Source organism: Rhizobium sp. Leaf341 (assembly GCF_001424325.1).
Taxonomy (GTDB): Bacteria; Pseudomonadota; Alphaproteobacteria; order Rhizobiales; family Rhizobiaceae; genus Ferranicluibacter.
Genome location: NZ_LMPE01000015.1, coordinates 852,312 through 876,489, shown reverse-complemented (window position 1 = coordinate 876,489; position 24,178 = coordinate 852,312). Strand labels below are relative to the sequence as shown.

Here is a 24,178-nt window from a genome sequence, read left to right as displayed (position 1 = left end):
GATGACGGTCCCGAAATCCAAGGATGCGGCACAACTTTTGAATAAACGATTTGACAAAAGTCATCAAGCTCCTCATATCCAGTCTGGCCGGTAGCGGAACCTCAGGCTTTAATTTCCGTTCGGTCTCACCAACCGTCGCGCGGCGACGGAAGTCCTATCGAGGGAAGAGATGACGCGCTGCAGAGGCCGCATTTCGCACCTCCCGACGAAAGAAGACGAAAGGCGAAGATGATGTCCAAGCTGGAACAATTACGCGGCATCACGACCGTCGTGGCCGACACCGGCGATATCGAGGCCGTTGCCCGCCTCAAGCCGGTGGATTGCACGACGAACCCGACCATCGTGCTGAAGGCGCTGGGCACACCGCTGTTCGACGAGATCAATGCGGAAGCCGTCACCTGGGCAAAGAGCCAGTCGAGCTCGGGCGATGCGCTGGTCAGCGCCGTTGCCGACCGTCTGGCCGTGTCCGTGGGTGCGGAACTGTCCAAGCTGGTTCCCGGCCGCGTCTCGACCGAAGTCGATGCCGACCTGTCCTTCGACACCGAGGGTTCGATTGCCAAGGGGCGCGCCATCATTGCTGCCTACAAGGAGCGCGGCATCGAACGCGACCGCATCCTGATCAAGCTCGCCTCGACCTGGGAAGGGATCCGCGCTGCGGAAGTGCTGCAGAAGGAAGGCATCGACTGCAACCTGACGCTGCTCTTCAGCATGGCCCAGGCGGTTGCCTGCGCCGATGCCAAGGCCTTCCTCATCTCGCCCTTCGTCGGCCGCATTCTCGACTGGTACGTCAAGTCCACGGGCGAGAAGTACACGTCTGAAACGGATCCGGGCGTGGTTTCCGTGCGCGAGATCTACAATTACTACAAGGCCAACGACATCAAGACCGTCGTCATGGGCGCCTCGTTCCGCAATATCGGCGAGATCGAAGCGCTTGCGGGCTGCGACCGTCTCACGATCAGCCCGGCGCTGCTCGAAGAACTGTCCAAGGACGACGGCAAGCTCGAGCGCAAGCTTTCGCCCGACAACGTCACGCCCGTGGAGAAAATCCACATGGACGAGAAGACGTTCCGCTGGATGCTGAACGAAGATGCCATGGCGACAGAAAAGCTGTCCGAAGGCATTCGCGCGTTTGCCAAGGATCTGCACGCGCTCCGCGATCAGGTCGCTAAGCGTCTGGCTGTCTAAGCGCGCCAAGCCGCGGATCGACGACATGAAGGGCCGGTGCATCATGAGTGTGCCGGCTTTTTCGTGCCAAGCCTCCGACAGTCGAGGCGCGCGTTACGGGCCTGTCGATATCGCGCAAGACGCCTTCACCTCGTCATCCTCTCATGCCAATCTGCGCCGGCGCACAGCGGGGGTTCACGGCAAGCGAACGTGCACGGCGAGGGGCTCGGAAATGGGTGAGGTCAGCGGGGACGACGTCCATGCGGAAAAGCTGAGGTTCTCTGTTTACAAAAGTATTACAATATGATTTTTCTGTCCGCGCTGTTCGCGGAGCGGCGGTTTCGGGAGGGGAATCGGACTATTCGAGCAGGAGATCGGCGGGCGCGCGGCGCCGCGCAGATCGCGCTGCGCAGGTGGGTCTCCGAGCTTCCGGGCTCCGATCCCGGGGTTTCGGCGGTCCGACGGTTCGGGACGGCCGCGGGCCCGAAGTTTTCGCTGCGATCCCAGCGCGTGTCTCGAGGACGCGTTGCGGTCGCAGCGGTTCGTGACGTTTCGACAGGCTGACATTCGCATTTTTCTGGAGCTTTCATGTTCACTCTCGGTATCGACTACGGCACAAATTCGGTTCGCGCCCTCATCGTGCGCGCGTCCGACGGCAAGGAATACGGCACGGGCGTCGTGGACTATCCCAGCGGGACGCAGGGCGTGCTGCTCGACCCGCGCGACCACAATGTCGCGCGCCAGAGCCCGGCCGATTACCTCTATGGCTTGCAGGAAAGCGTGGCGCGGGCGCTCCGCGAGGCCGTGACCCAGCCGGATTTCGACGTCTCCAAGGTGGCCGGCATCGGCGTCGACAGCACGGGCTCGAGCCCGCTGCCGGTGGATGCCGCAAACCAGGCGCTCGGCATGCTCCCGCAGTTCGAGAACAACCCCAATGCGCAGTGCTGGCTCTGGAAGGACCATACCAGCTGGCGCGAGGCCGCCCGTATCACCGAGCTCGCCGGCGAACACCGTCCGCAATACATCGCGATGGTCGGCTCGACCTATTCGTCGGAGTGGTGGTGGTCGAAGATCTGGCGCTGCCTGACGGTCGCGCCCGACGTGTTCGCCGCCGCCCATTCCTGGGTCGAGCTCGCCGACTGGGTGCCCTCGGTGCTCGCCGGCGTCAAGACGCCGAGCGACATCGTGCGCGGCGTCTGCGCGGCCGGCCACAAGGCGCTCTACAACACGGCGTGGAACGGGCTGCCGGACAAGGAATTCCTGGCCATGCTCGACCCGAAGATCGCCGAGCTGCGCGACCGGCTCTACGACAAGGCCTATGACGCCGCAACGCCCGCCGGTGCCCTGTCGGCCGAGTGGGCCGACAAGCTTGGCCTGCCTGCCGGCATCCCGATCGCCGTCGGCGCCTTCGACGTTCACTACGGCGCCATCGGCTGCGGCGTCGAGGAGGGCACGCTGGTCAAGGTCATCGGCACGTCCACCTGCGACTGCGCTGTCGTGCCGGTGAAAACGCAGCCGGGCGATATTCCCGGCATCTGCGGCATCGTGGAAGGTTCGATCCTGCCCGGCTTCTTCGGTGTCGAGGCCGGACAGTCGGCCGTGGGCGATATCTTCAAATGGTGGGTCGAGGGCGTCTGCGGCGGCTCCGGTGCGCTGCATGGCGAATTGACGGCGGAAGCCGAGCAGTTGAAGCCGGGCCAGAGCGGCCTTCTTGCGCTCGACTGGAACAACGGCAACCGTACGATCCTCGTCGATCAGCGCCTCTCCGGCCTGGTCCTCGGGCAGACCCTCTATACGACCCGTTCCGAGATCTATCGGGCGCTGGTCGAGGCGACGGCCTTCGGCGCGCGTGCCATCATCGAGCGGATCCGGGAGTATGGCGTTGCGGTCGATCGCGTCGTCTGCACCGGCGGCATTGCCGAGAAGAATCCAATGCTGATGCAGATCTATGCCGACGTTACCGGCTGCACCATGCTGGTCGCAGGCTCCAGCCAGACCTGCGCACTGGGCGGCGCCATCGCGGCGTCGGTCCTGGCCGGTGCACACCCGGATTTCGAGGCCGCCCAATCCGCCATGACCGCGCTGCGCGACGAGCGCTATACGCCCATCGCAGCCAACCAGGCGGTCTACAACGACCTCTACACGCTCTACCGCGACCTGCATGACAGCTTCGGCGGTCTCAACAAGCAGGCCGATCTTTCCGGCCTGATGAAGAGCCTGATCGACATCAAGTACGCCGCCAACAGCTGAAACTTCCGCACCCGACGGGTGCGACAGGATAGACAACAAGGACTGATACGATGTTTGGTTTGAAGCCCGCTAAAATCTGGTTCGTCTGCGGATCGCAGCACCTCTATGGCCCGGAGGCCCTCCAGCAGGTGACGGCGCATGCCGAGGAAATCGCCAAGGCGCTCGACGATACCGGCAATTTCCCGCTCGAAATCGTCTGCCGCCCGATCGTCACGACGCCGGAACAGGCTGCCGATCTCTGCATCGAGGCGAATGCCGACGCGGAATGCGCCGGCCTCATCCTCTGGATGCACACCTTCTCGCCGGCCAAGATGTGGATCCGCGGGCTGGCCCAGCTGAACAAGCCGTTCCTGCATCTCCACACCCAGTACGATCGCGAGCTGCCCTGGGCGACGATCGACATGGATTACATGAACCTCAACCAGTCGGCCCATGGCGACCGTGAAGCCGGCTTCATGCACACGCGCCTGCGCCTCGGCCGCAAGGTCGTCGTCGGTCACTGGACGGACCCCGAAGTCCATCAGCGCATCGATGCGTGGATCCGTGCCGTTCGCGCCTGGCATGACTGGCAGGGTGCCCGCTTCTGCCGCTTCGGCGACAACATGCGCTTCGTCTCCGTGACCGATGGCGACAAGGTTTCGGCCGAAATGGCCTTCGGCTTCTCGGTCAACACCTATGGTATCGGTGACCTCGCTGCCCGGATGAACGCCGTCAGCGACGAAGACGTCAAGGCGCTCGCTGCCGAATACGTCAAGCTTTACGACGTGGTGCCCGACCTTGCCGAAGGCGGTGCCCGTCACGAATCGCTGCTTTACAATGCCCGCCAGGAACTCGGCATCCGCGCCTTCCTCGAAGAAGGCGGCTTCAAGGGCTTCACCACCACGTTCGAAGACCTGCACGGCCTGACACAGCTGCCGGGCATGGCGCCGCAGCGCCTGATGGCCGATGGCTACGGCTTTGCCGGTGAAGGCGACTGGAAGACGTCGGCGCTGCTCCGCGCGCTGAAGGTCATGGGCGAAGGCCTGACCAGCGCGACCTCCTTTATGGAAGACTATACCTACCATATGGCGCCCGGCTCCGAGCAGGTGCTCGGTTCCCACATGCTGGAAATCTGCCCGACGATTGCCAGCGGCAAGCCTTCGGTCGAGATCCACGCGCTCGGCATCGGCGGCAAGGATGATCCGGTCCGTCTCGTGTTCGACGCCATCAAGGGCCCGGCGCTGAACGCGTCGCTGATCGATCTCGGCAACCGCTTCCGCCTGCTGGTCAACGAAGTCGAATCCGTCGAGCATCCCGACCTGCCGAAGCTGCCGGTCGCGCGTGCCGTCTGGGAATGCAAGCCGGACTTCAAGACCGCTTGCACCTCCTGGATTCTCGCCGGCGGCGCGCACCACACGGTCTACAGCTACGACGTCACGACCGAGATGCTGGAAGACTTCGCCACCATCGCCGGCATCGAGCTCGCCGTCATCAACGACGACACGACGTTGCCCGCCTTCAAGCAGGATCTGCGCAACAACGAGGTGTACTACCACTTCGCCCGCGGCATCCGGGGCTGAGGACGCCATGTCGGTCTATACGGAACTCAAGCGCGAAGCCTTCGAGGCGAATGTCTCGCTGCCGCGCCACGGCCTGATCAACCTGACCTTCGGCAATGCGAGTGCGGTCGACCGTGCGCGGGGCGTCTTTGCGATCAAGCCGAGCGGCGTCGATTACACTGCCATGACAGTCGAGGACATGGTGATCGTCGATTTCGACGGCAAGCGGGTCGAGGGAACGCTCAACCCGTCGTCGGACACGCCGACACATCGCCGGTTGCTGATGGCTTTCGAGGACATCGGCGGCGTCGTGCACACCCATTCGTCGCACGCGACAGCGTTCGCCCAGGCCGGACTGCCGATCCCGATCTTCGGGACCACGCATGCCGACTACTTCAACGGCGATATTCCCGTGACCCGCAAGATGACGGCCGAGGAGATCGGCACGGCCTACGAGTGGGAAACGGGCAACGTCATCGTCGAGTGCCTTGGCAATGCTGATCCGCTGGATTTTCCCGGCGTGCTCGTCAACCGCCACGCCCCGTTTACCTGGGGCAAGACGGTGGCGAAGGCGGTCGAGGTTGCGGTTGCCGTCGAGTGCATCGCGCATATGGCGATGATGTCGCTGCAGCTCGCGCCGAAGCTTCCGCAGATCGAGCCAGAACTGCTCGCCAAACACTTCAAGCGCAAGCATGGCCCTGGCGCCTACTACGGCCAGAGCAACCCGGCAAACAAGTCGTAAGTTCTTGAAATCAAAGCACCCGCTTCGCCAGAAGCGGGTGCTTTTGCACGTACACCGACAACCGATCGTGCGACCGGAAAACGTGCGCGAAAAATGTCGAAACCTCGCAATTTCGCCCGCCGATCCACTTTACTAAAGTCATATTGTATGACTATATACCGCCATCGCTGAGGAGCGATTTTTGGGAGGAAATCATGAAGTTTATGAAAGCACTTAGCTGTGCAACGGTTCTCGCCGGCTGCGTATTTTCCAGCGCATCCGCTGCCGACATGACGGTAGGCTTTTCGCAGATCGGCTCTGAGTCCGGTTGGCGCGCGGCAGAAACGACGGTGACGAAGCAGGAAGCCGAAAAGCGCGGCATCGACCTGAAGTTCGCCGATGCCCAGCAGAAGCAGGAAAACCAGATCAAGGCTCTTCGCTCGTTCATCGCGCAGGGCGTCGATGCGATCTTCGTCGCGCCGGTCGTTGCGACCGGCTGGGACGAAGTGCTTGGCGAAGCCAAGGATGCCAGCATTCCGGTCATCCTGCTCGACCGCACGGTCGATGCCGACAAGAGCCTCTACATGACGGCGGTCACGTCCGACCTCGTGCATGAAGGCAATGTCGCCGGCAAGTGGCTTGTCGACACGACGGCCGGCAAGCCGTGCAATGTCGTCGAACTCCAGGGCACGACCGGCTCGTCGCCGGCCATCGACCGCAAGAAGGGCTTCGAAGAAGCGCTGAAGGGTCACGACAACCTCAAGATCGTCCGCTCGCAGACCGGCGACTTCACCCGCACCAAGGGCAAGGAAGTCATGGAAAGCTTCTTGAAGGCGGAAAACGGCGGCAAGAACATTTGCGCGCTCTACGCGCACAATGACGACATGGCCGTCGGCGCCATCCAGGCGATCAAGGAAGCCGGGCTGAAGCCGGGCAAGGACATCCTCGTCGTTTCCATCGACGCCGTTCCGGATATCTTCAAGGCCATGGCGGCCGGCGAAGCCAATGCGACGGTCGAACTGACGCCGAACATGGCCGGCCCCGCCTTCGACGCCCTCGCTGCCTTCAAGAAGGACGGCAAGGAGCCGCCGAAGTGGATCCAGACGGAATCCAAGCTCTACACCCAGGCGGATGATCCGCAGAAGGTGTACGACGCCAAGAAGGGTCTCGGCTACTAAGAGGCTGATCTCGGGTCCGGGTTCCTGAAGGGGCACCCGGACCGACGATTTGCACATGCGACCGGCGGGAGCAGGGGCCTCCGCCGGTTGACGCTTGCCGGTCGGCAACGACGCGCCGCGTTCCAAGCGCTTCCGACCACGGTCGCACCGCAGGTTCGGCGATCCCCGGCTGCGCATGTCGCAGGACGGTCCGCCCGAACGGACGACACCGCATCCACTGACAGCATTGGAGCGATCCGGGCGCATCAACGCCGGCGGACGCTCCGGGAGGGATCATGCAGACAGATCCGGATACCGTTCTATCCGCCAACCGCATCGACAAGGTGTTTCCGGGTGCCAAGGCGCTCAATCACGTCGATTTCTCGCTTCGTCGCGGCGAGGTGCATGCGCTTCTCGGCGAAAACGGAGCAGGCAAGTCGACGCTGGTGAAATGCCTGACAGGCGCCTACCATCGCGACGGCGGCATGATCCTGCTCGATGGCGTCGAGATCGATCCGCGCGACACGCTGGACGCCCAGCGGCTCGGCATTGGAACGGTCTACCAGGAGGTCAACCTCCTGCCCAATCTCAGCGTTGCTGAAAATCTCTTTCTCGGGCGTCAGCCCCGCCGCTTCGGCCTGATCGACACCGGCGCCGTCAATCGCAAGGCGCGCGCGCTGCTGGCCGAATACGACCTCGACATCGACGTGACCGCCGGCCTCGACAGTTTTTCCGTGGCGATCCAGCAGGTGATTGCGATTGCCCGCGCCGTCGATGTCTCCGGCAAGGTGCTGATCCTCGACGAGCCGACGGCCAGCCTCGATGCCCATGAAGTCGCCATGCTGTTCCGCGTCGTGCGGCGGCTGAAGGCGCGGGGCCTCGGCATCATCTTCATCACCCACTTCCTCGAGCAGGTCTACGAGATCACCGATCGCGTCACGATCCTGCGCAATGGCCAGCTCGTCGGGACGCGCGACACCGCAAGCCTCGAACGGCGCGACCTGATCGCCATGATGCTCGGGCGCGAGCTGGCGGCGGAGGTGCATGACGAAGCAGGGGCCTCCAAGACGGTCGATGGCCCGGTTCGTTTCCAGTTCCGCGATTTCGGCCGCAAGGGCCGGATCAACCCGTTCAATCTCGACGTGAAGGCCGGAGAGGTCATCGGCATTGCCGGCCTGCTCGGCTCCGGCCGCACGGAAACGGCCGAGGTCATGTTCGGCGCGCGGCGTGCCGACAGCGGCACGGCGAAGATCGACGGCCAGGCGGCGGATCTGTCGTCGCCACGGGCCGCCATCCGCCAGAAATTCGGCTTCTGTCCTGAAGACCGCAAGACCGACGGCATCATCGGAGACCTCTCGGTGCGCGAGAACATCGCACTCGCGCTCCAGGCCCGCCGCGGTTGGGCCAGACCCATTCCGCGCGCCGAGCAGGACCGGCTGGCTGCCGAATACATCAAGGCGCTCGACATTCGCACCACCGACGCGGAAAAACCGATCCGGCTCCTTTCGGGCGGCAACCAGCAGAAGGCGATCCTTGCGCGCTGGCTGGCGACCAACCCGGACTTCCTCATTCTCGACGAGCCGACGCGCGGCATCGATGTCGGTGCGCATGCGGAAATCATCCGGCTCATCGAAACACTCTGCGAGAAAGGCATGTCGCTGATCGTGATCTCGTCCGAAATCGAGGAGCTGGTGGTCTACAGCCACCGCGTGATCGTTCTGCGCGACCACGAGCATGTGGCCGAGCTGACGGGCGCCGAGATCACCACCGAGAGCATCGTCAACACGATTGCCGGCACGGCGAAGACGCCGGACCAGATATCGGCCGCCGCCGGGGCGGCGGCAGGGGAGATCGCATAATGTCCATGCTCGGCCTCTATGGCAAGCGGCTGCTGCCGCAGTTCATCGCACTCGCGATCATCCTCGGCCTCGTGTCGATCGCCTTTCCCGGATTCTTCAATCTGCAGATCCAGAACGGTCGTCTCTACGGCTCGCTGATCGACATCCTCAATCGCGGCGCGCCGGTGGCGCTTCTGGCGATCGGCATGACCGTGGTCATCGCCACCAAGGGCATCGATCTGTCCGTTGGCGCCGTCATGGCGATCTGCGGGGCGGTCGCGGCATCGACCATCACCGCCGGCTATTCGCTGCCGGCCACGCTGCTGATCACCGTCGGTGTCGGCCTGCTCTGCGGTCTGTGGAACGGCATTCTCGTCGCCATCCTCGACATCCAGCCGATCATCGCCACGCTGGTGCTGATGGTGGCCGGACGCGGCATCGCCCAGATGGTGACGAACGGCGCCATTCTCACCTTCAACGATGAAGGGCTGATCTTCATCGGCAGCGGCTCGCTCTTCGGCCTGCCCATGCCCGTGGTGATCTGGATCACGGCCGGGATCCTCGTCGCCCTTCTCGTGCGGCGCACGGCACTCGGCATGCTCATCGAGGCGGTCGGCGTCAATCGCCGGGCGAGCACCCTGTCGGGCGTTTCCACGCCGGTGCTGCTGATCGCCGCCTATGTTCTCTCGGGTCTCTGCGCCTCCGTCGCCGGAATCATCGCGGCAGCCGACATTCGCGGTGCGGATGCCAACAATGCCGGCCTGTGGCTCGAACTCGACGCGATCCTCGCGGTCGTCATCGGCGGCACCTCGCTCCTCGGTGGACGATTCTCGATCGCAGCCTCGCTGCTCGGCGCGATGATCATCCAGTCGATCAATACAGGCATCCTGCTGTCGGGCTTCCCGCCCGAGTTCAACCTGATCATCAAGGCGGCCATCATCGTCTTCATCCTCGTGCTGCAATCGCCGAAGCTGCAAGGCACGCTTGCCTTCCTCTCGCGGTCGAACAGCACGCCCAAGCCTGCGGAGAGCAAAGCGAAATGAAAGCCAAACATCTTCCGCTGGCGGCGACGATCCTGATTTTCGTCCTCTCCTATGCCCTCTGCGCGTTTCAGTTCCCCAATATCCTGTCCACGCGCGTCATCGGCAACCTGTTGACGGACAATGCCTTTCTCGGCATCGCCGCGGTCGGCATGACGTTCGTCATCCTGTCGGGCGGCATCGACCTGTCGATCGGTTCGGTCATCGCCTTTACCGGCGTCTTTCTCGCCGTGATGATGGAGAACACCTCGATCCATCCGCTCGCCGCCTTCGTCCTGGTGCTGATCATCACCACCAGCTTCGGCGCGCTGATGGGCGCGATCATCCATCACCTGGAAATGCCCGCCTTCATCGTGACGCTTGCCGGCATGTTCCTTGCCCGCGGCATGGCCTTCGTGCTGTCGATCGACAGCATCCCGATCCGGCATCCGTTCTACGCGACGATGAAGGGCTTCTATCTCAAGCTTCCCGGCGGTGGCCGGCTGACGCTGATCGGGGGCGTCATGCTTCTGGTGTTCGCGCTCGGCATCCTCATTGCGCACCGAACCCGCTTCGGCACCAATGTCTATGCGCTGGGGGGCGGCGCGCAGACCGCGCGGCTGATGGGGGTTCCCACGGGCACCACGACGATCCTGATCTACGCGCTTTCGGGCCTGCTGGCCGGTCTTTCCGGCATCGTCTTCTCGCTCTACACATCAGCGGGCTATTCGCTCGCCACCGTGGGCGTCGAGCTGGATGCGATCGCCGCCGTGGTGATCGGGGGAACGCTGCTTTCGGGTGGGTCGGGCTTTGTTGCGGGAACGCTGATCGGCATCCTTATCCAGGGGCTCATCCAGACCTACATCACCTTCGACGGGACCCTGTCGAGCTGGTGGACGAAGATCCTCATCGGTTTCCTCCTCTTCGCCTTCATCCTGCTGCAGAAGGGCATTCTCTATCTGTCGCGCAACAACGGGGCGCTGGCGGCTTGACGTAAAAACGGCCCCGTTTCCGACGGGGCCGTGTGTCTGCCGACATCAACGGGTCTCAGGATGCCTTGCCGGGATCGCCGGCGCTCGCATCGCGCTCGTTGTAGTTCATGTCGAAATCCTTGCCCTCGCGTCGTTCGCCACCCGGACCGGTGTTGATCGTGCTGTCATCCGATCCCGTGAGGACGGTCGGCTTGGCGCTCGTGACGCCATTGTTGTCGCGCCCGATCGTCGGGCGCTTGAAGGCGCCCTTTGCATCCGTTTCGGCAGCGGGCTTGGCGTGATCGGTCATCTTCAGTCTCCCTTCACCTTACCGGCATCGGTCGCCTTTGCCCGCTCGGGCTCGGCCAGCGTTTCGCCATTGGCATCGGGCTCCCTGTCGGGATCGTCCTTGGCCGGCAGATAGCCGCTCGGGCGGCTCTCCTCCGGGCCTTCCCAGCGGGGTTTCTGGTCGATCGTGCCGGCGGCGCCGGTGCTTTTGAATGCTTCGGTCATGTCGGTCTCCTCATCTGCTCTGCCAAGTGAACCACCAGGATGCGTCGATGTTCCACAAGCGGCATTCCCGCGGACAGGCTCAGGATCGCGAGAGCCAGCTTTCGGTGTCCAGGATCTCGAGCTGAACCGAGAACCGGTTGCTGAGAACCTGCAGCGTCGCATCGTGCGTTTCGTCCGCGGAACTGCAGATGGCGTCGCGGATCAGCACGACGTTGAAGCCGAGATCGATCGCGCCAAGAAGCGTTGTCATCACACAGACGTCGGTTTCCCCGCCGGTGATGACCAGCGTCTCGACGCCCTCGGCGCGCAGGATCCTTTGCAGGTCACCGGCAAACCAGGGCGTATAGACCGGCTTGTCATAGATGCGCGCCGGCGGTGCAAAGGGCGCGAGCTCCGGCATGAGATCGAGCATTCCGGGCTCGAGGGCTTCGCGCGTCATGTTGCGCCATTTTTCGTAATAGGCCTTCCATGCGCCGATTGCCGTATCCGGCGAGGCCGGGGGGATGAAGCGCGTGAAGATCGTGCGATCCGGCGCCCGCTCCACGCAGGCAACCGTGTTGGGCAGGATGCGGCCCATCCAGTCGACGCGCCAAGGCGTATCCTCGGCGAAAAGGCGTTGCATGTCGACGCAGAGATGACGCCAGGTTCCGGTTGCGGGTGTGCTCATGGGCGGGGTCGCTTCATACGATGTGGTCCGTGGTCTTCCAGTGGTCGGCAATGTCGATGAAGGCCGCTTTGATCTCGTCACGGCTCCAGCCGGCATGCATCGCGGCTTCCGTCACCTGCTGCACCTTGGCGCCGATCGCCTCGCGGCAGTCGAGCGCGCGCTCGGCATAGTCGTCCTTTTCGCGTGGTTCCTTGATGGGCTGCATGGCGGTTCCTCCTTCTGTCCGCGAGCGCTGCCATCGGACGACAGGCTCTCGTGCGCCGGCTCCCGATGGGTCGGCCTCCACGTCAAACCGTGGGCCGTCGGGAAGGTTCCTGTTTCCGTTGGCGACCGCCGCGTCTCCGGCGGTCTCGACGCTCTGGTGCTCCCTTGTCGGCGCCGGCCGCGCCAAGAGGTCGCAGGTGCCATGAAGTTGATGGTTGCGGGGAACCGGCGCGGCCTCCGGCCGTTCCTGTTGCTTCTGCCTCTGGAGCTTCCATCATGTCCCACGTGCCCAAGATCACGACCTACACTGCGCCGGCTGGCGGATGGGGGTCGGTCAAGTCGCTGATGCGCCAGGCGCGGCAAAGCAAGCGACCGGTCTCGATCCTGCCGGGGCTTGCCAAGCAGAACAAACCGGACGGCTTTGCCTGCGTCAGCTGCGCCTGGGCCAAGCCCGCCAAGCCGCACCCCGCCGAATTCTGCGAAAACGGGGCCAAGGCGACCTTCTGGGAGTTGACGGCCGACCGTGCGACGCCGGCGCTGTTTGCCCGGCATACCGTCACCGAAATGCGCAGCTGGGACGATTTCAAGCTCGAGTCCACCGGACGCCTGACGCATCCCATGCGCTACGACGCCGCCACCGACCATTATGTGGAGACGAGCTGGGAAGAGGCCTATGCCGCGATCGGCGCGGAGATGAAGGCGATCCAGGCGGAGGATCCGAAGCGCACCGTGTTCTATGCATCCGGCCGCGCGTCTCTCGAGACGTCCTACATGTATGCGCTGCTGGCACGCATGTACGGCAACAACAATCTGCCGGACAGCTCCAACATGTGCCACGAGTCCACATCCGTCGGGCTTCTGGAAAGCATTGGGCAGCCGGTCGGCACGGTGCGCCTCGAAGATTTCGATGCGGCGGACGCGATGTTCTTCTTCGGGCAGAACCCGGGATCCAACAGCCCCCGCATGCTGCACCAGCTGCAGGAAGCCGTTCAGCGCGGCGCGCGCATCGTGACCTTCAATCCCCTGAAGGAGCGGGGCCTCGAACGCTTCGTCAATCCGCAGGATCCGGTCCAGATGTTGACGCAGAACGCGACCCAGATTTCCTGTCAGTATCATCAGGTCAAGGCCGGCGGCGATATCGCCGTCATCATCGGCATGGCGAAAGCGCTGCTCGAGGCCGACGATGCCGATCTGCAGCGGGGCGGCAAAGGCGTGCTCGACAGGGAGTTCCTGGCACAGCACACCACGGGCGCCGAAGATTTCATCGCGTTTGTCAAGGCGCAGGACTGGCTGGTGCTGGAACGGGAAGCGGGCCTCGGCCGTACCGCGATCACGCAGGCCGCCGGCGTCTACATGAGCGCGAAGAGCGTGATGGGCATCTATGGCATGGGCCTGACGCAGCACAAGCTCGGCGTCCAGACGGTGCAAATGCTGGTCAATCTCCTGCTCCTGCGCGGCAATTTCGGCCGGCCCGGCGCGGGGATCTGTCCGGTCCGGGGCCATTCCAACGTGCAGGGCCAGAGAACCGTCGGCATATCGGAGAAGCCCGAACTGGTGCCGCTCGACAAGCTGAAGGAGCTCTACGGGTTCGAGCCGCCGCGCGAGGAAGGGCTGGCGACCGTCGATGCCTGTCAGGGCATCATCGACGGTACGGTCGAGGCCTTCATCGGGCTCGGCGGAAACTTTCTCCGGGCGGTGCCCGAGCAGGGGCTGATGGAAGAGGCATGGCCGCGGATGCGGCTAACCGTGCAGATCGCCACCAAGCTGAACCGCGGCCATCTGTTCAACGGCCGGGTCGCCTATCTGCTGCCGTGTCTCGGCCGCACCGAAATCGACCAGCAGGCGAGCGGCCCGCAGACCGTCACCATGGAGGACAGCACGTCCTGCTTCCACGCATCGAAGGGATTTCATGCGCCGGCCTCCGATACGCTGCAGTCGGAAATCTGCATTGTCGCCGAACTGGCAAAGGCATCGCTCGCGACCAATCCCCGCGTCCCCTGGGACACGTGGGTGGACGACTACGCGACGGTCCGGGATGCCATCGAGGCGACCTATCCCGAGCTCTTTACCGGTTTCAACGCGCGCATGCACACGCCAGGCGGCATGGAAAAGCCGCTGCCGGTGCGCGACAGGATCTGGAAGACAGAAAGCGGAAAGGCCGAGTTCAAGCTGCCGAAGTCCTTGTCGGCGAGCTTTGCACCGGACGGACCGGATGTACTGCGGCTGATGACGCTGCGCTCGAACGATCAGTTCAACACGACCGTCTACGGCTATGACGACCGTTTCCGCGGCGTGGACGGCACGCGCATGGTGCTGTTTCTCAACAAGAAGGAAATGGCCAAGATCGGCGCGCGGGCAGGCGAGAAGATCGCTCTGGAAACCGTAGCCGACGATGGTGTTGCGCGCCGGATCGATGGGCTGCAGATCGTGCCTTATGATATTCCGGACGGATGCTGCGGCGCCTATTATCCCGAGTGCAACGTGCTGATCCCGCTGTGGCAGCATGCGGAGCGAAGCAAGGTGCCTGCGGCAAAGTCGGTTCCGGTGCGCATCGTCCGATAGCACAAGCTCGTCTAGCGCATGGGAAAGCCCGCGTGCCGATTGGCAGGCGGGCTTTTTCATGGGCAAAGCTGTCGGGTTTGAGATGGCCCGGCCCGGCCCTCGGGGTCAGCACGGACCGGCAATCCGAGGGGATGTTTGCCTATTGCGGCGGCTGGCCGTTGGATGCGGAGACGCCGCCATCGACGGCGATATTGGCCCCCGTGATGAAGCTTGCATCCGGGCTTGCCATAAAGGCAATGACGGCGGCCACCTCTTCGGGTTCGCAGACGCGACCGAGCGGGATGCGCTCGTAGAAGGTCTGCAGGAGGGCCTCGTCGCCCATCATGTCCGCGGTCATGCCGGTGCGGGTGAGGCTCGGGCACACCGCGTTGACGCGAATGCCGCGCTTGCCGAGATCCATCGCGAGCGCCCGGGTGAAGTTGACGACGGCACCCTTGGCGGCATTGTACGGGCTCATGCCCCAATCACCACCCATGCCGGAGACGGAGGCCGTGTTGACGATGACCCCGCCTGTGCGTTCCAGATGCGGGATTGCCGCCCGGCAGCCGTAGAAGACGCCGTCGGCATCGGTTGCCATGACCTTTCGCCAGGCGTCGTCGGTGATATCTTCCGGCCGGCCGCTCTCGGCCGTTCCCGCATTGTTGACGAGCACGTCGATCTGGCCGAAGCGATGGACGGCTGTTTCCACCAGTGCATCGACGGAGGTGGATTGAGAGACGTCTGCGACCTGCACCAGGGTGCGGTCTTTCGGAAACGTCTGCGCGGTGTTCGTCAGTGTCTCCCCGTCCTTGTCCACCATGACGACGCGGGCGCCCTCCTCGGAGAAGCGGCGGGCTGTTGCCGCGCCAATGCCGGAGGCCGCACCTGTGACGATGACGACCTTGTCTTCGAAGCGATTCATGCAAATGTCCTTATTCCAGTCTTTGCCGCAGCGTCGAAACGCTGCGGCGCATAAAGCTGTCCATCGCCTCAAACGGCGGCGACGGGACAGCGGGCACCGGGCTCGCGCACCGGGACGGGGTTGCGCTCGGAGCGGAAAGCCGCGGATTTATCATAGGCTTCGCGGCGCATGCGCATGATGGAGCCGAGCGGCTGATGGGCGGAAATGCCGTTCCAAGGGCGGAAGGACAGGCCGTCGTCGATGCGTTTCTGCTTGTCGGCCGTCCACGAATCCTGCGGCGGCACGGTGAGCCGCGCCACGGAGATGAACGGGCTTTTCGCCTCGTCCCAGATGGCGGAGGCGTCTTCGACGGGCATGGACTCGAGATCCGAGCAGAGCTGGACCTGCAGTTCCCACACGGCCGTCTCGCTGGCAAAGACGGTGCGGACGGCATGCCGCAGGGCGTCTTCATCCGTGTTCGCGTCGATCGGCTGGTCCTTGAGGGCCTTCAGGTTCTCGCTGACCGGCACCAGCGCAAACTTGGCGATGTGCTCGCCGTAACGGTGCGGCAGCTGGGTGAAGAAGCTTTCGCCGAGAATATGGGTTTCCGGATGTCCGCCCAGGCTCTTCAACGTGGCGCTCTCGGCTCCGAATGCCTCGAGCGCGCCCTCCACGGCACGAAACACCTTGGACGCCACCTCCTTGGTCCGCTCCATGCGGTCGGTGGTCAGCGCAAGGCCCTTGAGGTTCGCGAGGAAGGCCTTGGCGCTCGGGGAATTGAACTGCTTGCCGTTGACCATCAGGAAATCCTGGCTGGTCGAGCCTTCCAGCCCGCCGGGCAGGCGTTCGCCCTCGACATCGAGGATCTTCAGCGAGAAGCCGCGCGGCGTGGAGACGCTGTCGTGCAGGATGTCGCCGGGCGAGGTGGACAGGCGGACGATCGCTTCGTGCCGGCCGGGTTTTGCAAACATGCCCTGCGCCAGAGAGGCCGGCAGATCGGGCAGGATTTCGAGCGTGCCCTCGAGCAGGCCATGGCTCTTTGCGTGCACGCTGCGCACCGCATGGCCGCCGTTGCGCCAGGTCGTATGGGCGATGGACAGCAGCGTCTCCGCCAGCGCGTGCGAGGTCTCCGGCTCGTCCTTCTCGATGGTTTCGACATCGGGGCGATAGTGTTCGAGCTTTGCGGGAGGCTGGGTCATCAATGCGTCAACTCGCTTTCGAGGATCTTGTCGATCGTGATGGGGAAGTGGCGGAACCGGGTGCCCGTCGCGTGATAGATCGCGTTGGCAACGGCCGCAGCCACGCCCACGATGCCGATTTCGCCAAGTCCCTTCACGCCGATGGGGCTCGCCTTGTCGTCATGCTCTTCCACGAAGATCACCTGGAGATCGGCGATGTCCGCATGGGCAGGCACGTGATATTCGGCGAGATTGTGGTTCATGATGCGGCCGGTGCGGTGGTCGATCATGCTCTCCTCGTGCAGGGCCATGCCGATGCCCATGACGATGCCGCCGAGGATCTGGCTGCGGGCCGTCTTGGGATTGAGGATGCGTCCCGCGCCGATGGCGCTGACCACGCGGGTGACCCTGAGGACGCCCAGCTGCTCGTCGATCTTGACCTCCACGAACACGGCGGAATGGGTGTAGCTGACGAACTTGCGCATCTGCATCATGTCCGGACCGGCTTTTCCCGGCTCCTCGACGGACGACAGATCCTTGGAGGCGAGGATATCGGAAAGGGCGATGCCGACCTGGCTGTTGACGTCGAGCACGAGGCGGCCGTCGCGGATGACGACCTCTTCGGGACGCGCATCGGCCAGGGGCGAGTTGTCCATGTCCTGCGCCATGTCGAGCAGGGTTGCCTTAACCGCTTCCGCGGCGATCTGCACGGCAGAACCGGTTGACGCCGCTGTCCAGGACCCGCCTTCCACGCCCGTGATGGGAAGGCTGGAATCTGCGATCGCGACATGAACTGCCTCGATCGGCACGTCGAAGGCTTCGGCGCCCAGCTGGGCGAGGATCGTATAGGTGCCCGTGCCGATATCGGTGGCCGCCGCGGACACGGTGACCCTTCCGTCGATGGCGTAGCGCACCTTGGCCTCGGCCTGGGCCATGCCGGCTTCCCAGAAGCCCGTTGCCATGCCCCAGCCCACGAGGTCGTGTCCATCGCGCATGGAGCGGGGCGCTGCCGATCTCCGGTCCCAGCCAAACGCCTCCGAACCCTCGCGGTAGCAGGCGTGCAACGCCTTGGAGGTCAGTTGCTTGTCGTCGTTCTGGTCGAAGTGGATGAAGTTCTTCACCCGCAGTTCCAGCGGGTCCATGCCGATCTCGGATGCCAGCTCGTCCATGGCGGATTCCAGCGCGAGGACGCCGGTCGCAGCTCCGGGGGCACGCATGTCGCCGGGTGTCGACATGTCGACCTGGGCGAGCTCATAGGTCAGCTTGGCATTGTCGCACTTGTAGGCAAGGCCCGACCAGTTGACGACAGTCTCCTGATAGTCCTCGTAGCGTGACGTTGCTTCCACCGCGTGGTGCATGACCGATTGCAGCATGCCGGTCTCGTCGGCGGCCAGCGAGACCGTTTGCATGGAGGATGGCCGCCAGGTCAGCCCGAACATTTCCTGGCGCGACATCTCCACCTTCACGGAGCGCTTAAGGTCGAGGCTGGCCATGACGGCGAGAAACAGCTGGTGCTTCGGGCGCAGGCCTTGCCCGAAGGCGCCGCCGACATAGGCGTTCTTGACGATGACATTTTCCGGGTCGAGCCCGAAGATGTTGCAGATGTAGTCGCGCGAGGCCTGCGAGCCCTGCGTCTTGTCGTGGACCGTCAGCTGCTTGTCGTTTTCCCAGAGGACGGTCGTCGCGAACATTTCCATCGGATTGTGGTGCTCGCCCTCCATCACGTATTCGGCAGACACCTTGTGCGCGGCACCGGAAAACGCCTCTTCGGGGCTGCCGCGCGGCTTCGGCGGCGGCTGGATGCCGGAGCGCTTCTTCTTCGGCTCGAAGGACTTCGCATACACGTCGGCCAGCTTCGTCTCCGGCTTGTCCTCCTTGTAGGCGACCGTCACCAGCGAGGCGGCATCCCGGGCGGCCTCGAAGGTTTCAGCGACGACGAAAGCCACCGGCTGCCCGTCGAACTGGATGTGCGGCTTCTCCAGCGGCCGAAACGGGCTTCCGGGCGGCGCCACGCTGTCCTGCCATTTGCTGTCCCACCAGGCAGCGCTCGGGCGGTTCTCGTGCGTATAGATCTTGATCACGCCCGGAAAGGCCTCGGCGTTTGCCGTGTCGATGCTGCGGATCTTGCCGCTGGCGATGGTGGACAGAACCACCACGCCATGCAGCATTCCCGGCTCGTAGTGCTCGGCCGCGTAGGGTGCCTTGCCGGAGACCTTGAGCGGGCCATCGACGCGCGAGACCGGCAGTCCGACGATTTTGGACGGATTGAACATGGGGTTCTCCTAGCGGATGGCTTTTTCGGACTGGACCTGCGGCGTGCCGTTGGCGGCCTGCGTCAGGGCACGGATGATCGTCCGCTCGGCCATCGGGATCTTGAAATCGTTGCCGCCCTGGCCCTGCGCCCCGGCGAGAAGCCGTTGCGCGAGCTCGCGGAACGTCGCCTCGTTGGCCGGCTTTCCGGCAAATTCGGCTTCGGCGAGCGGATCGCGCCACGGCTTGTGCGCCACACCGCCGAGGGCAACGCGGATATCCGTGATCCCGCCGTCCTTCATGTCGATCGCCGCAGCGACGGAAACGAGTGCAAAAGCGTAGGATAGCCGGTCGCGGATCTTCAGATAGCTGTGGTTCGCCGCAAAGTGGTCCGGCCGGAGGCGAATGGCGACGACCATCTCGTTTGGTGCCAGGGTGTTGTCATATTGCGGCTCATCCCCGGGGAGACGGTGGAACGCAAGGAACGGAATGTCGCGGCGACCGTCCGGGCCTTCCACCTCGACGGTGGCATCGAGCGCTGCCAGAGCCACGCACATGTCGGAGGGATGGGTGGCGATGCAGGACGCGCTCGCACCGAGGATCGCGTGGATGCGGTTGACGCCGCCGATCGCGCCGCAGCCGGAGCCGGGCTCGCGCTTGTTGCAGGGGCTGGCCGGATCGTAGAAATAATAGCAGCGCGTGCGCTGAAGGAGGTTGCCGCCGGTCGTCGCGGCGTTGCGCAACTGCGGGGAGGCTCCCGCCAGAAGCGCGCTTGCCAGCAGCGGAAAGCGCTCGGCGACAGCAGGGTCATAGGCAAGCGCGGCGTTGCTGACGAGCGCGCCGATCCGCAGCGATCCGTCGTCCAGCGTCTCGATGTCCTTCAAAGGCAGGCGATTGATGTCGATGACGGTCGGGGGGCTCATGACGTCGTACTTCATGAGGTCAACCAGATTGGTGCCACCGGCAAGGAGCCGGGCCTGCGGGTCTGCGGCGAGAGCCGCGACGGCGCCGGCTACATTCTCGGCGCGGATGTAGGAGTACTGTTTCATTCCGCAGCCTCCTTGAAGCCCTTGCCGGGGAAGGCCTTGTTCGGAGAGTCCCGGTCGGGGCGCTCGCCCGACGACTGGCCCATCACCTGCTCAATCGCATCGGCAATGTTGGTGTAGGCGCCGCAGCGACAGAGATTTCCGCTCATCAGTTCGCGGATTTCCGCGCGAGACTGGGCATGGCCTTCATTGAGAAGGCCGGCGGCGGAACAGATCTGGCCGGGCGTGCAATAGCCGCACTGATAGGCGTCATGATCGACAAAGGCCTGCTGCAGCGGATGGAGCTTGTCCGGCTGGCCGAGACCTTCGATGGTGGTGATCTCGGCGCCATCGAGCGTGACTGCCAGCTTGAGGCAGGCGTTCATTCGCTGCCCGTCGATGAGGACGGTGCAGGCGCCGCACTGGCCATGATCGCAGCCCTTCTTCGTGCCCGGCAGTTCCATCGGGCCGCGCAACAGGTCGAGCAGGGTCACCCAGGGGGCGACCTCCAACCTTTCCTGTTTGCCATTCAGCGTGATGACGATCGGAATGCCCGATCGCTCGGAGTCGGCGTGAAGCATGGAAAAGCCTTTCTGGCACTCACAGGCGTGCCCTCACTCAGGCCGGCCCTAAATCTGGCAATGGCTGTCAACGAAATGCGGGTCGGAATGTTCCGACCGGAACCTCTCCCGCGCCACTCCGTTTGGTGCTCGTACAGAAGCGGCAAGGGAGCGAGGACGCGACGGATGGCACGAAGAGCGAGCTGGAAAGGCCAGCTGAAAATCCGGGATCTGAACTGCGCGGTCGGTCTCTACACCGCGATCTCTTCGTCGGAAAAGATCTCGTTCAACATCATCAACCGCAAGACCGGCCACCGTGTCGAACGGCAGTTCGTCGACAGCGAAACCGGCAAGCCGGTCGAGCGCGATGACCAGATCAAGGGTTACCCGCTCGACAACGGCGACTACATCGCCATCGAAGGCGATGACCTGGCTGCGCTGATGCCCGACAGCGACAAGGTCTTGAACGTGACGCGATTCATTGCGCTCGAGGATGTGGATACGCTCTATTTCGACCGGCCCTACCACCTCGCGCCGGTCGAGGATCACGATGCGGAAACGCTGTCGCTGCTGGCGCGCAGCATGCGGGACGAGAATGTTGCGGCCATTGCCGAGGCCATCCTTTTCCGGCGCAACCGCACCGTGCTCATTCGCCCGCAGGACGACACGCTGACCGCGACGACGCTCAACTTCGACTACGAGGTCCGCTCGGCCAAGACGGCCTTCAAGTCGATCCCCGACATTGCCTTCGACGAGGAAATGCTGGACCTCGCCGGCCATATCATTGGAACGAAGGCAGGGCACTTCGATCCCGAGAGCTACAGCGACCGCTACAACGATGCGCTGGCCGAACTGGTCAAGGCAAAGATCGAGGGGCGGACCATCGAGAAGAAGGCGCCGCCGAAGCACGATAACGTCGTCGATCTCAAAGAGGCTCTTCGCCAGAGTCTCGCGGGCTCGAACGCGAAACCCGGCGCCAAAGCGAAGGGCTCTCATACCCGAGACAAGAAGGCGAGCTGACGATGAGCCTCGACACCTACAACGCCAAGCGGCGCTTTGATTCGACGCCGGAGCCGAAAGGCGAAGGCCGGACGGCGGGGGCGAAAAAAGCGGCATCCCAAGGCGCAAGCTTTGTCATCCAGAAGCATGACGCGACACGGCTCCATTATGATTTCCGGCTGGAAATGGAGGGGGTGCTCAAAAGCTGGGCGGTGACCAAGGGGCCGAGCCTCAATCCCGAGGACAAGCGCCTGGCCGTCCACGTCGAGGACCACCCGCTCGCCTATGGGGATTTCGAGGGCGTGATCCCGAAGGGACAGTATGGCGGCGGAACCGTGATCGTCTGGGATCGCGGGACGTGGACGCCGATCGGCGACTTGGCCAAGGCCTATCGGAAGGGGCATCTGGAATTCACCCTGGAGGGCGAGAAGCTACGGGGACGCTGGCACTTGGTGCGCATGCACGGCCGTCCCGGGGAGACGCGCGAGAACTGGCTGCTGATCAAGAGCGACGACGAGGAGGCGCGAAACGACGGTTTCGACATCCTCGAGGAGCGCCCGGAATCGGTCAAGTCCGGACGCGACCTGAAGGCGGTCGGCGAGACTCCGGAGGATACCTGGAACTCCAAGCGTGCCAAGGGCAAAGCGGGACAGGCAAAGGCGGGTGCAAAAAGCGCCGCCAGGAAAAGCGCCGAGGGTCAAAGCGCTGACAGTCGAACATCGAGCACGAAAGGCAAGAAGGCCGCGAAGGTGATGACGGCACCGGTCGGGCAGGCGCATGCCTGGCCGAAGGGCGCAAAGAAGGGTGGGCTCCCCGATTTCGTGGAGCCAGCTTTGGCGTCCCTGAAGCCGAAGGCGCCATCGGGTGATCGATGGGTGCACGAGATCAAGTTCGATGGGTACCGTCTTCAGGCGCGGATCGACAACGGCCAGGTGCGTCTGCTGACGCGCAGCGGTCTCGACTGGACGGAGCGGTTCGGCGACGTGGTCGCCGCGGCCTTTGCCGGGCTGCCGCTCGAGACGGCGCTGATCGACGGGGAGATCGTCGTGCAAAAGGACAATGGCGCCTCCGATTTCTCCGCCCTGCAGGAAGATCTGAGCCTCGGCCGGAGCGACCGTTTTCTCTATTACGCCTTCGATCTTCTGCATCTCGATGGCCACGACCTGACGAATGCAGCGCTGATCGACCGGAAGAACCTCCTGCAGAAGCTCATTCTTACCGACAGTCCCACCGTGCGGTTCAGCGAGCATTTCGAGGACAACGGCGATCTCGTGCTGACGCATGCCTGCCGGCTGAGCCTCGAAGGCGTGGTGTCCAAGGAGCGCTCCGGGAAATACCTTTCCGGGCGCAACGGTAGCTGGATCAAGTCGAAGTGCTCCGAGCGGCAGGAATTCGTCATTGGCGGGTATGCGCCGTCCTCGACATCGGATCATTCGATCGGCGCGCTGGCGCTGGGCGTCTACGAGGAGGGCGAACTCCGTCACGTCGGGCGCGTCGGTACCGGCTTCAGCCATGCGACGGCCGACATGCTGTTCGAGGCTCTGTCGGCGATCGAGCGCAAGGAGAGCCCGTTTCGCGACAAGCTGACGGCGGATGCGCGGCGTGGCCTGCACTATGTCGAGCCGAAGCTGGTGGCAGAGGTCGAGTTTCGCGCCTGGTCGGCCGACGGCAATCTCCGGCATGCCTCGTTTCGCGGTCTGCGGGAGGACAAGCCGGCCACGGAGGTGCGGCAGGAAAGTCCGGCGGCGGATAAGGGCCGCAAGCCGAAACCGCTGCCCAAGGCGACGATTACCCTGACCCATCCGGACCGGCTCTACTGGCCGAAGGAGGGCGTGACGAAACAAGGGCTTGCAGAATACTACGCCGAGGTCTGGCCGTTCATGGCACCCTATGTGGTCGATCGGCCACTCTCGCTGTTGCGCTGCCCGGATGGCATCGACGGCAAGCAGCGGTTTTTCCAGAAACATGCCTGGCGCGGAATCAACAAGGCGATCGACCAGATCAAGGATCCGAAGGACAAGGGCGGCGAGCCGTCGCTGCGGATCACCGATTTCGATGGCCTCATCGCGCTCGTCCAGTCCGCAGCGCTCGAGATTCACCCTTGGGGCACGACCACGCGCGCCTGGGAGAAACCCGACATGATCACTATGGATCTCGACCCCGGCGAGGATGTCAGCTGGGCCGAGATCATCGATGCTGCCCTGCTCCTGAAGGGCGAGATCGAGGCGAAGGGGCTTGCGGCCTTCGTCAAGACGTCCGGCGGCAAGGGCCTGCATGTGGTCGTCCCGCTGAAGCCGTCCGCAGGCTGGGCACCGGTGAAGGCGTTTGCCAAATCCCTGGCGACGAATGCGGCGAAGCAGGATCCCGACCGTTATCTTGCCGTCGCAACCAAGGCGAAGCGACGCGGGCGCATCTTCATCGACTATCTGCGCAACGGCCGCGGGGCGACGGCGGTGGCGCCGTATTCCACACGCGCCCGGCCCGGCGCGGCCGTGTCCGCACCGCTCGAGTGGTCGGAACTGTCGGAAGCCATCGGCCCTGACCACTTCACGGTCGAGAACATGCCGGCGCGACTGGCGGCATTGAAGAAAGACCCGTGGGACGGCTTCTTCGCGGCGGCCAAGGCGCTTCCAAAGCCCTAGAGACTTCCAGAACCCGGAACGGACAGGGCCGGAAAACGGT

Annotated in this window: 20 protein-coding genes; 11 read left to right on the top strand and 9 right to left on the bottom strand. The window is 63.9% G+C overall.

Annotation, left to right across the window (positions count from 1 at the left end; translation table 11 throughout):
* The first annotated feature begins 228 nt into the window (after positions 1 to 228).
* The 8 genes from tal to yjfF all read left to right on the top strand — a co-directional run bounded on the left by tal (position 229) and on the right by yjfF (position 10,679).
* Positions 229 to 1,185, top strand: coding sequence for a transaldolase (tal, locus tag ASG03_RS18755; protein WP_062695043.1), 957 nt, complete (start codon positions 229 to 231; stop codon positions 1,183 to 1,185).
* 567 nt (positions 1,186 to 1,752) lie between these two features.
* Complete coding sequence (locus ASG03_RS18750) at positions 1,753 to 3,414, top strand: ribulokinase (protein ID WP_062695042.1); 1,662 nt, start codon at positions 1,753 to 1,755, stop codon at positions 3,412 to 3,414.
* A 50-nt stretch (positions 3,415 to 3,464) separates the two neighbouring features.
* Complete coding sequence (araA, locus tag ASG03_RS18745) at positions 3,465 to 4,973, top strand: L-arabinose isomerase (protein WP_062695041.1); 1,509 nt, start codon at positions 3,465 to 3,467, stop codon at positions 4,971 to 4,973.
* Positions 4,974 to 4,980: 7 nt separating this feature from the next.
* The gene (gene araD, locus ASG03_RS18740; protein ID WP_062476693.1) at positions 4,981 to 5,694 is read left to right on the top strand and encodes an L-ribulose-5-phosphate 4-epimerase AraD; all 714 of its coding nucleotides are present in this window, start codon (positions 4,981 to 4,983) and stop codon (positions 5,692 to 5,694) included.
* A gap of 194 nt (positions 5,695 to 5,888) precedes the next feature.
* Positions 5,889 to 6,851 (top strand): galactofuranose ABC transporter, galactofuranose-binding protein YtfQ, encoded by a 963-nt coding sequence (ytfQ, locus tag ASG03_RS18735; RefSeq protein WP_062476690.1) that lies wholly within the window; start codon positions 5,889 to 5,891, stop codon positions 6,849 to 6,851.
* A gap of 275 nt (positions 6,852 to 7,126) precedes the next feature.
* Positions 7,127 to 8,689 (top strand): galactofuranose ABC transporter, ATP-binding protein YtfR, encoded by a 1,563-nt coding sequence (gene ytfR, locus ASG03_RS18730; protein WP_062695040.1) that lies wholly within the window; start codon positions 7,127 to 7,129, stop codon positions 8,687 to 8,689.
* Complete coding sequence (locus ASG03_RS18725) at positions 8,689 to 9,711, top strand: ABC transporter permease (protein WP_062476684.1); 1,023 nt, start codon at positions 8,689 to 8,691, stop codon at positions 9,709 to 9,711. The genes ytfR and ASG03_RS18725 overlap by 1 nt, the downstream gene beginning before the upstream one ends.
* Entirely contained in the window at positions 9,708 to 10,679 is a 972-nt protein-coding gene (gene yjfF, locus ASG03_RS18720) for a galactofuranose ABC transporter, permease protein YjfF (RefSeq protein WP_062695039.1), read from the top strand. The genes ASG03_RS18725 and yjfF overlap by 4 nt, the downstream gene beginning before the upstream one ends.
* Before the next feature lie 55 nt (positions 10,680 to 10,734).
* Here the strand turns inward: yjfF and ASG03_RS18715 are convergent, their stop codons facing one another.
* From ASG03_RS18715 to ASG03_RS18700, 4 genes are all read right to left on the bottom strand, one after another.
* Positions 10,735 to 10,968, bottom strand: a complete 234-nt coding sequence (locus ASG03_RS18715; protein ID WP_062476677.1) for a hypothetical protein — start codon at positions 10,966 to 10,968, stop codon at positions 10,735 to 10,737.
* A gap of 2 nt (positions 10,969 to 10,970) precedes the next feature.
* The gene (locus ASG03_RS18710) at positions 10,971 to 11,171 is read right to left on the bottom strand and encodes a hypothetical protein (RefSeq protein WP_062476674.1); all 201 of its coding nucleotides are present in this window, start codon (positions 11,169 to 11,171) and stop codon (positions 10,971 to 10,973) included.
* Positions 11,172 to 11,250: 79 nt separating this feature from the next.
* A complete protein-coding gene (locus ASG03_RS18705) occupies positions 11,251 to 11,838 on the bottom strand; it encodes a cysteine hydrolase family protein (RefSeq protein ID WP_062695037.1) in 588 nt (195 codons plus the stop codon).
* A 13-nt stretch (positions 11,839 to 11,851) separates the two neighbouring features.
* A complete protein-coding gene (locus tag ASG03_RS18700) occupies positions 11,852 to 12,043 on the bottom strand; it encodes a hypothetical protein (protein ID WP_062476668.1) in 192 nt (63 codons plus the stop codon).
* A gap of 275 nt (positions 12,044 to 12,318) precedes the next feature.
* Here ASG03_RS18700 and ASG03_RS18695 point away from each other — a divergent pair, with 275 nt between their 5' ends.
* On the top strand, positions 12,319 to 14,604 hold the full coding sequence (locus tag ASG03_RS18695; RefSeq protein ID WP_200934715.1) for an FdhF/YdeP family oxidoreductase: 2,286 nt from the start codon (positions 12,319 to 12,321) through the stop codon (positions 14,602 to 14,604).
* A gap of 139 nt (positions 14,605 to 14,743) precedes the next feature.
* On the opposite strand, the gene ASG03_RS18690 is transcribed toward ASG03_RS18695, so the two are convergent.
* From ASG03_RS18690 to ASG03_RS18670, 5 genes are all read right to left on the bottom strand, one after another.
* Positions 14,744 to 15,505, bottom strand: a complete 762-nt coding sequence (locus ASG03_RS18690; protein WP_062695035.1) for an SDR family NAD(P)-dependent oxidoreductase — start codon at positions 15,503 to 15,505, stop codon at positions 14,744 to 14,746.
* A 68-nt stretch (positions 15,506 to 15,573) separates the two neighbouring features.
* Entirely contained in the window at positions 15,574 to 16,683 is a 1,110-nt protein-coding gene (locus tag ASG03_RS18685) for a catalase family protein (protein ID WP_062695033.1), read from the bottom strand.
* Positions 16,683 to 18,935 (bottom strand): xanthine dehydrogenase family protein molybdopterin-binding subunit, encoded by a 2,253-nt coding sequence (locus ASG03_RS18680; RefSeq protein ID WP_062695032.1) that lies wholly within the window; start codon positions 18,933 to 18,935, stop codon positions 16,683 to 16,685. The genes ASG03_RS18685 and ASG03_RS18680 overlap by 1 nt, the downstream gene beginning before the upstream one ends.
* 9 nt (positions 18,936 to 18,944) lie before the next feature.
* Positions 18,945 to 19,961 carry an FAD binding domain-containing protein gene (locus ASG03_RS18675; RefSeq protein WP_062695031.1) on the bottom strand — a complete coding sequence of 339 codons (1,017 nt, stop codon included), beginning with the start codon at positions 19,959 to 19,961 and terminating at the stop codon, positions 18,945 to 18,947.
* The gene (locus tag ASG03_RS18670) at positions 19,958 to 20,518 is read right to left on the bottom strand and encodes a (2Fe-2S)-binding protein (protein WP_082475841.1); all 561 of its coding nucleotides are present in this window, start codon (positions 20,516 to 20,518) and stop codon (positions 19,958 to 19,960) included. Before ASG03_RS18670 ends, ASG03_RS18675 begins: the two co-directional genes overlap by 4 nt.
* 165 nt (positions 20,519 to 20,683) lie before the next feature.
* Between ASG03_RS18670 and ku the strand changes: the two genes are divergently transcribed.
* Positions 20,684 to 21,517 (top strand): non-homologous end joining protein Ku, encoded by an 834-nt coding sequence (gene ku, locus ASG03_RS18665; RefSeq protein ID WP_062476655.1) that lies wholly within the window; start codon positions 20,684 to 20,686, stop codon positions 21,515 to 21,517.
* A 2-nt stretch (positions 21,518 to 21,519) separates the two neighbouring features.
* Positions 21,520 to 24,138, top strand: coding sequence for a DNA ligase D (gene ligD / locus ASG03_RS18660; RefSeq protein ID WP_062695030.1), 2,619 nt, complete (start codon positions 21,520 to 21,522; stop codon positions 24,136 to 24,138).
* Positions 24,139 to 24,178 lie beyond the last annotated feature (40 nt).

What these genes read in the sequence shown, in the direction of transcription:
- ASG03_RS18750 (WP_062695042.1), top strand. Translation starts at nt 1,753, where the DNA reads ATGTTCACTCTCGGTATCGACTACGGCACAAATTCGGTTCGCGCCCTC.
- ASG03_RS18715 (WP_062476677.1), bottom strand. Translation starts at nt 10,968, where the DNA reads ATGACCGATCACGCCAAGCCCGCTGCCGAAACGGATGCAAAGGGCGCC.
- ASG03_RS18710 (WP_062476674.1), bottom strand. Translation starts at nt 11,171, where the DNA reads ATGACCGAAGCATTCAAAAGCACCGGCGCCGCCGGCACGATCGACCAG.
- ASG03_RS18705 (WP_062695037.1), bottom strand. Translation starts at nt 11,838, where the DNA reads ATGAGCACACCCGCAACCGGAACCTGGCGTCATCTCTGCGTCGACATG.
- araA (WP_062695041.1), top strand. Translation starts at nt 3,465, where the DNA reads ATGTTTGGTTTGAAGCCCGCTAAAATCTGGTTCGTCTGCGGATCGCAG.
- ASG03_RS18695 (WP_200934715.1), top strand. Translation starts at nt 12,319, where the DNA reads ATGTCCCACGTGCCCAAGATCACGACCTACACTGCGCCGGCTGGCGGA.
- ASG03_RS18700 (WP_062476668.1), bottom strand. Translation starts at nt 12,043, where the DNA reads ATGCAGCCCATCAAGGAACCACGCGAAAAGGACGACTATGCCGAGCGC.
- ASG03_RS18670 (WP_082475841.1), bottom strand. Translation starts at nt 20,518, where the DNA reads ATGCTTCACGCCGACTCCGAGCGATCGGGCATTCCGATCGTCATCACG.
- ASG03_RS18690 (WP_062695035.1), bottom strand. Translation starts at nt 15,505, where the DNA reads ATGAATCGCTTCGAAGACAAGGTCGTCATCGTCACAGGTGCGGCCTCC.
- ASG03_RS18685 (WP_062695033.1), bottom strand. Translation starts at nt 16,683, where the DNA reads ATGACCCAGCCTCCCGCAAAGCTCGAACACTATCGCCCCGATGTCGAA.
- yjfF (WP_062695039.1), top strand. Translation starts at nt 9,708, where the DNA reads ATGAAAGCCAAACATCTTCCGCTGGCGGCGACGATCCTGATTTTCGTC.
- ytfQ (WP_062476690.1), top strand. Translation starts at nt 5,889, where the DNA reads ATGAAGTTTATGAAAGCACTTAGCTGTGCAACGGTTCTCGCCGGCTGC.
- ku (WP_062476655.1), top strand. Translation starts at nt 20,684, where the DNA reads ATGGCACGAAGAGCGAGCTGGAAAGGCCAGCTGAAAATCCGGGATCTG.
- tal (WP_062695043.1), top strand. Translation starts at nt 229, where the DNA reads ATGATGTCCAAGCTGGAACAATTACGCGGCATCACGACCGTCGTGGCC.
- ASG03_RS18680 (WP_062695032.1), bottom strand. Translation starts at nt 18,935, where the DNA reads ATGTTCAATCCGTCCAAAATCGTCGGACTGCCGGTCTCGCGCGTCGAT.
- ligD (WP_062695030.1), top strand. Translation starts at nt 21,520, where the DNA reads ATGAGCCTCGACACCTACAACGCCAAGCGGCGCTTTGATTCGACGCCG.
- ASG03_RS18725 (WP_062476684.1), top strand. Translation starts at nt 8,689, where the DNA reads ATGTCCATGCTCGGCCTCTATGGCAAGCGGCTGCTGCCGCAGTTCATC.
- ASG03_RS18675 (WP_062695031.1), bottom strand. Translation starts at nt 19,961, where the DNA reads ATGAAACAGTACTCCTACATCCGCGCCGAGAATGTAGCCGGCGCCGTC.
- ytfR (WP_062695040.1), top strand. Translation starts at nt 7,127, where the DNA reads ATGCAGACAGATCCGGATACCGTTCTATCCGCCAACCGCATCGACAAG.
- araD (WP_062476693.1), top strand. Translation starts at nt 4,981, where the DNA reads ATGTCGGTCTATACGGAACTCAAGCGCGAAGCCTTCGAGGCGAATGTC.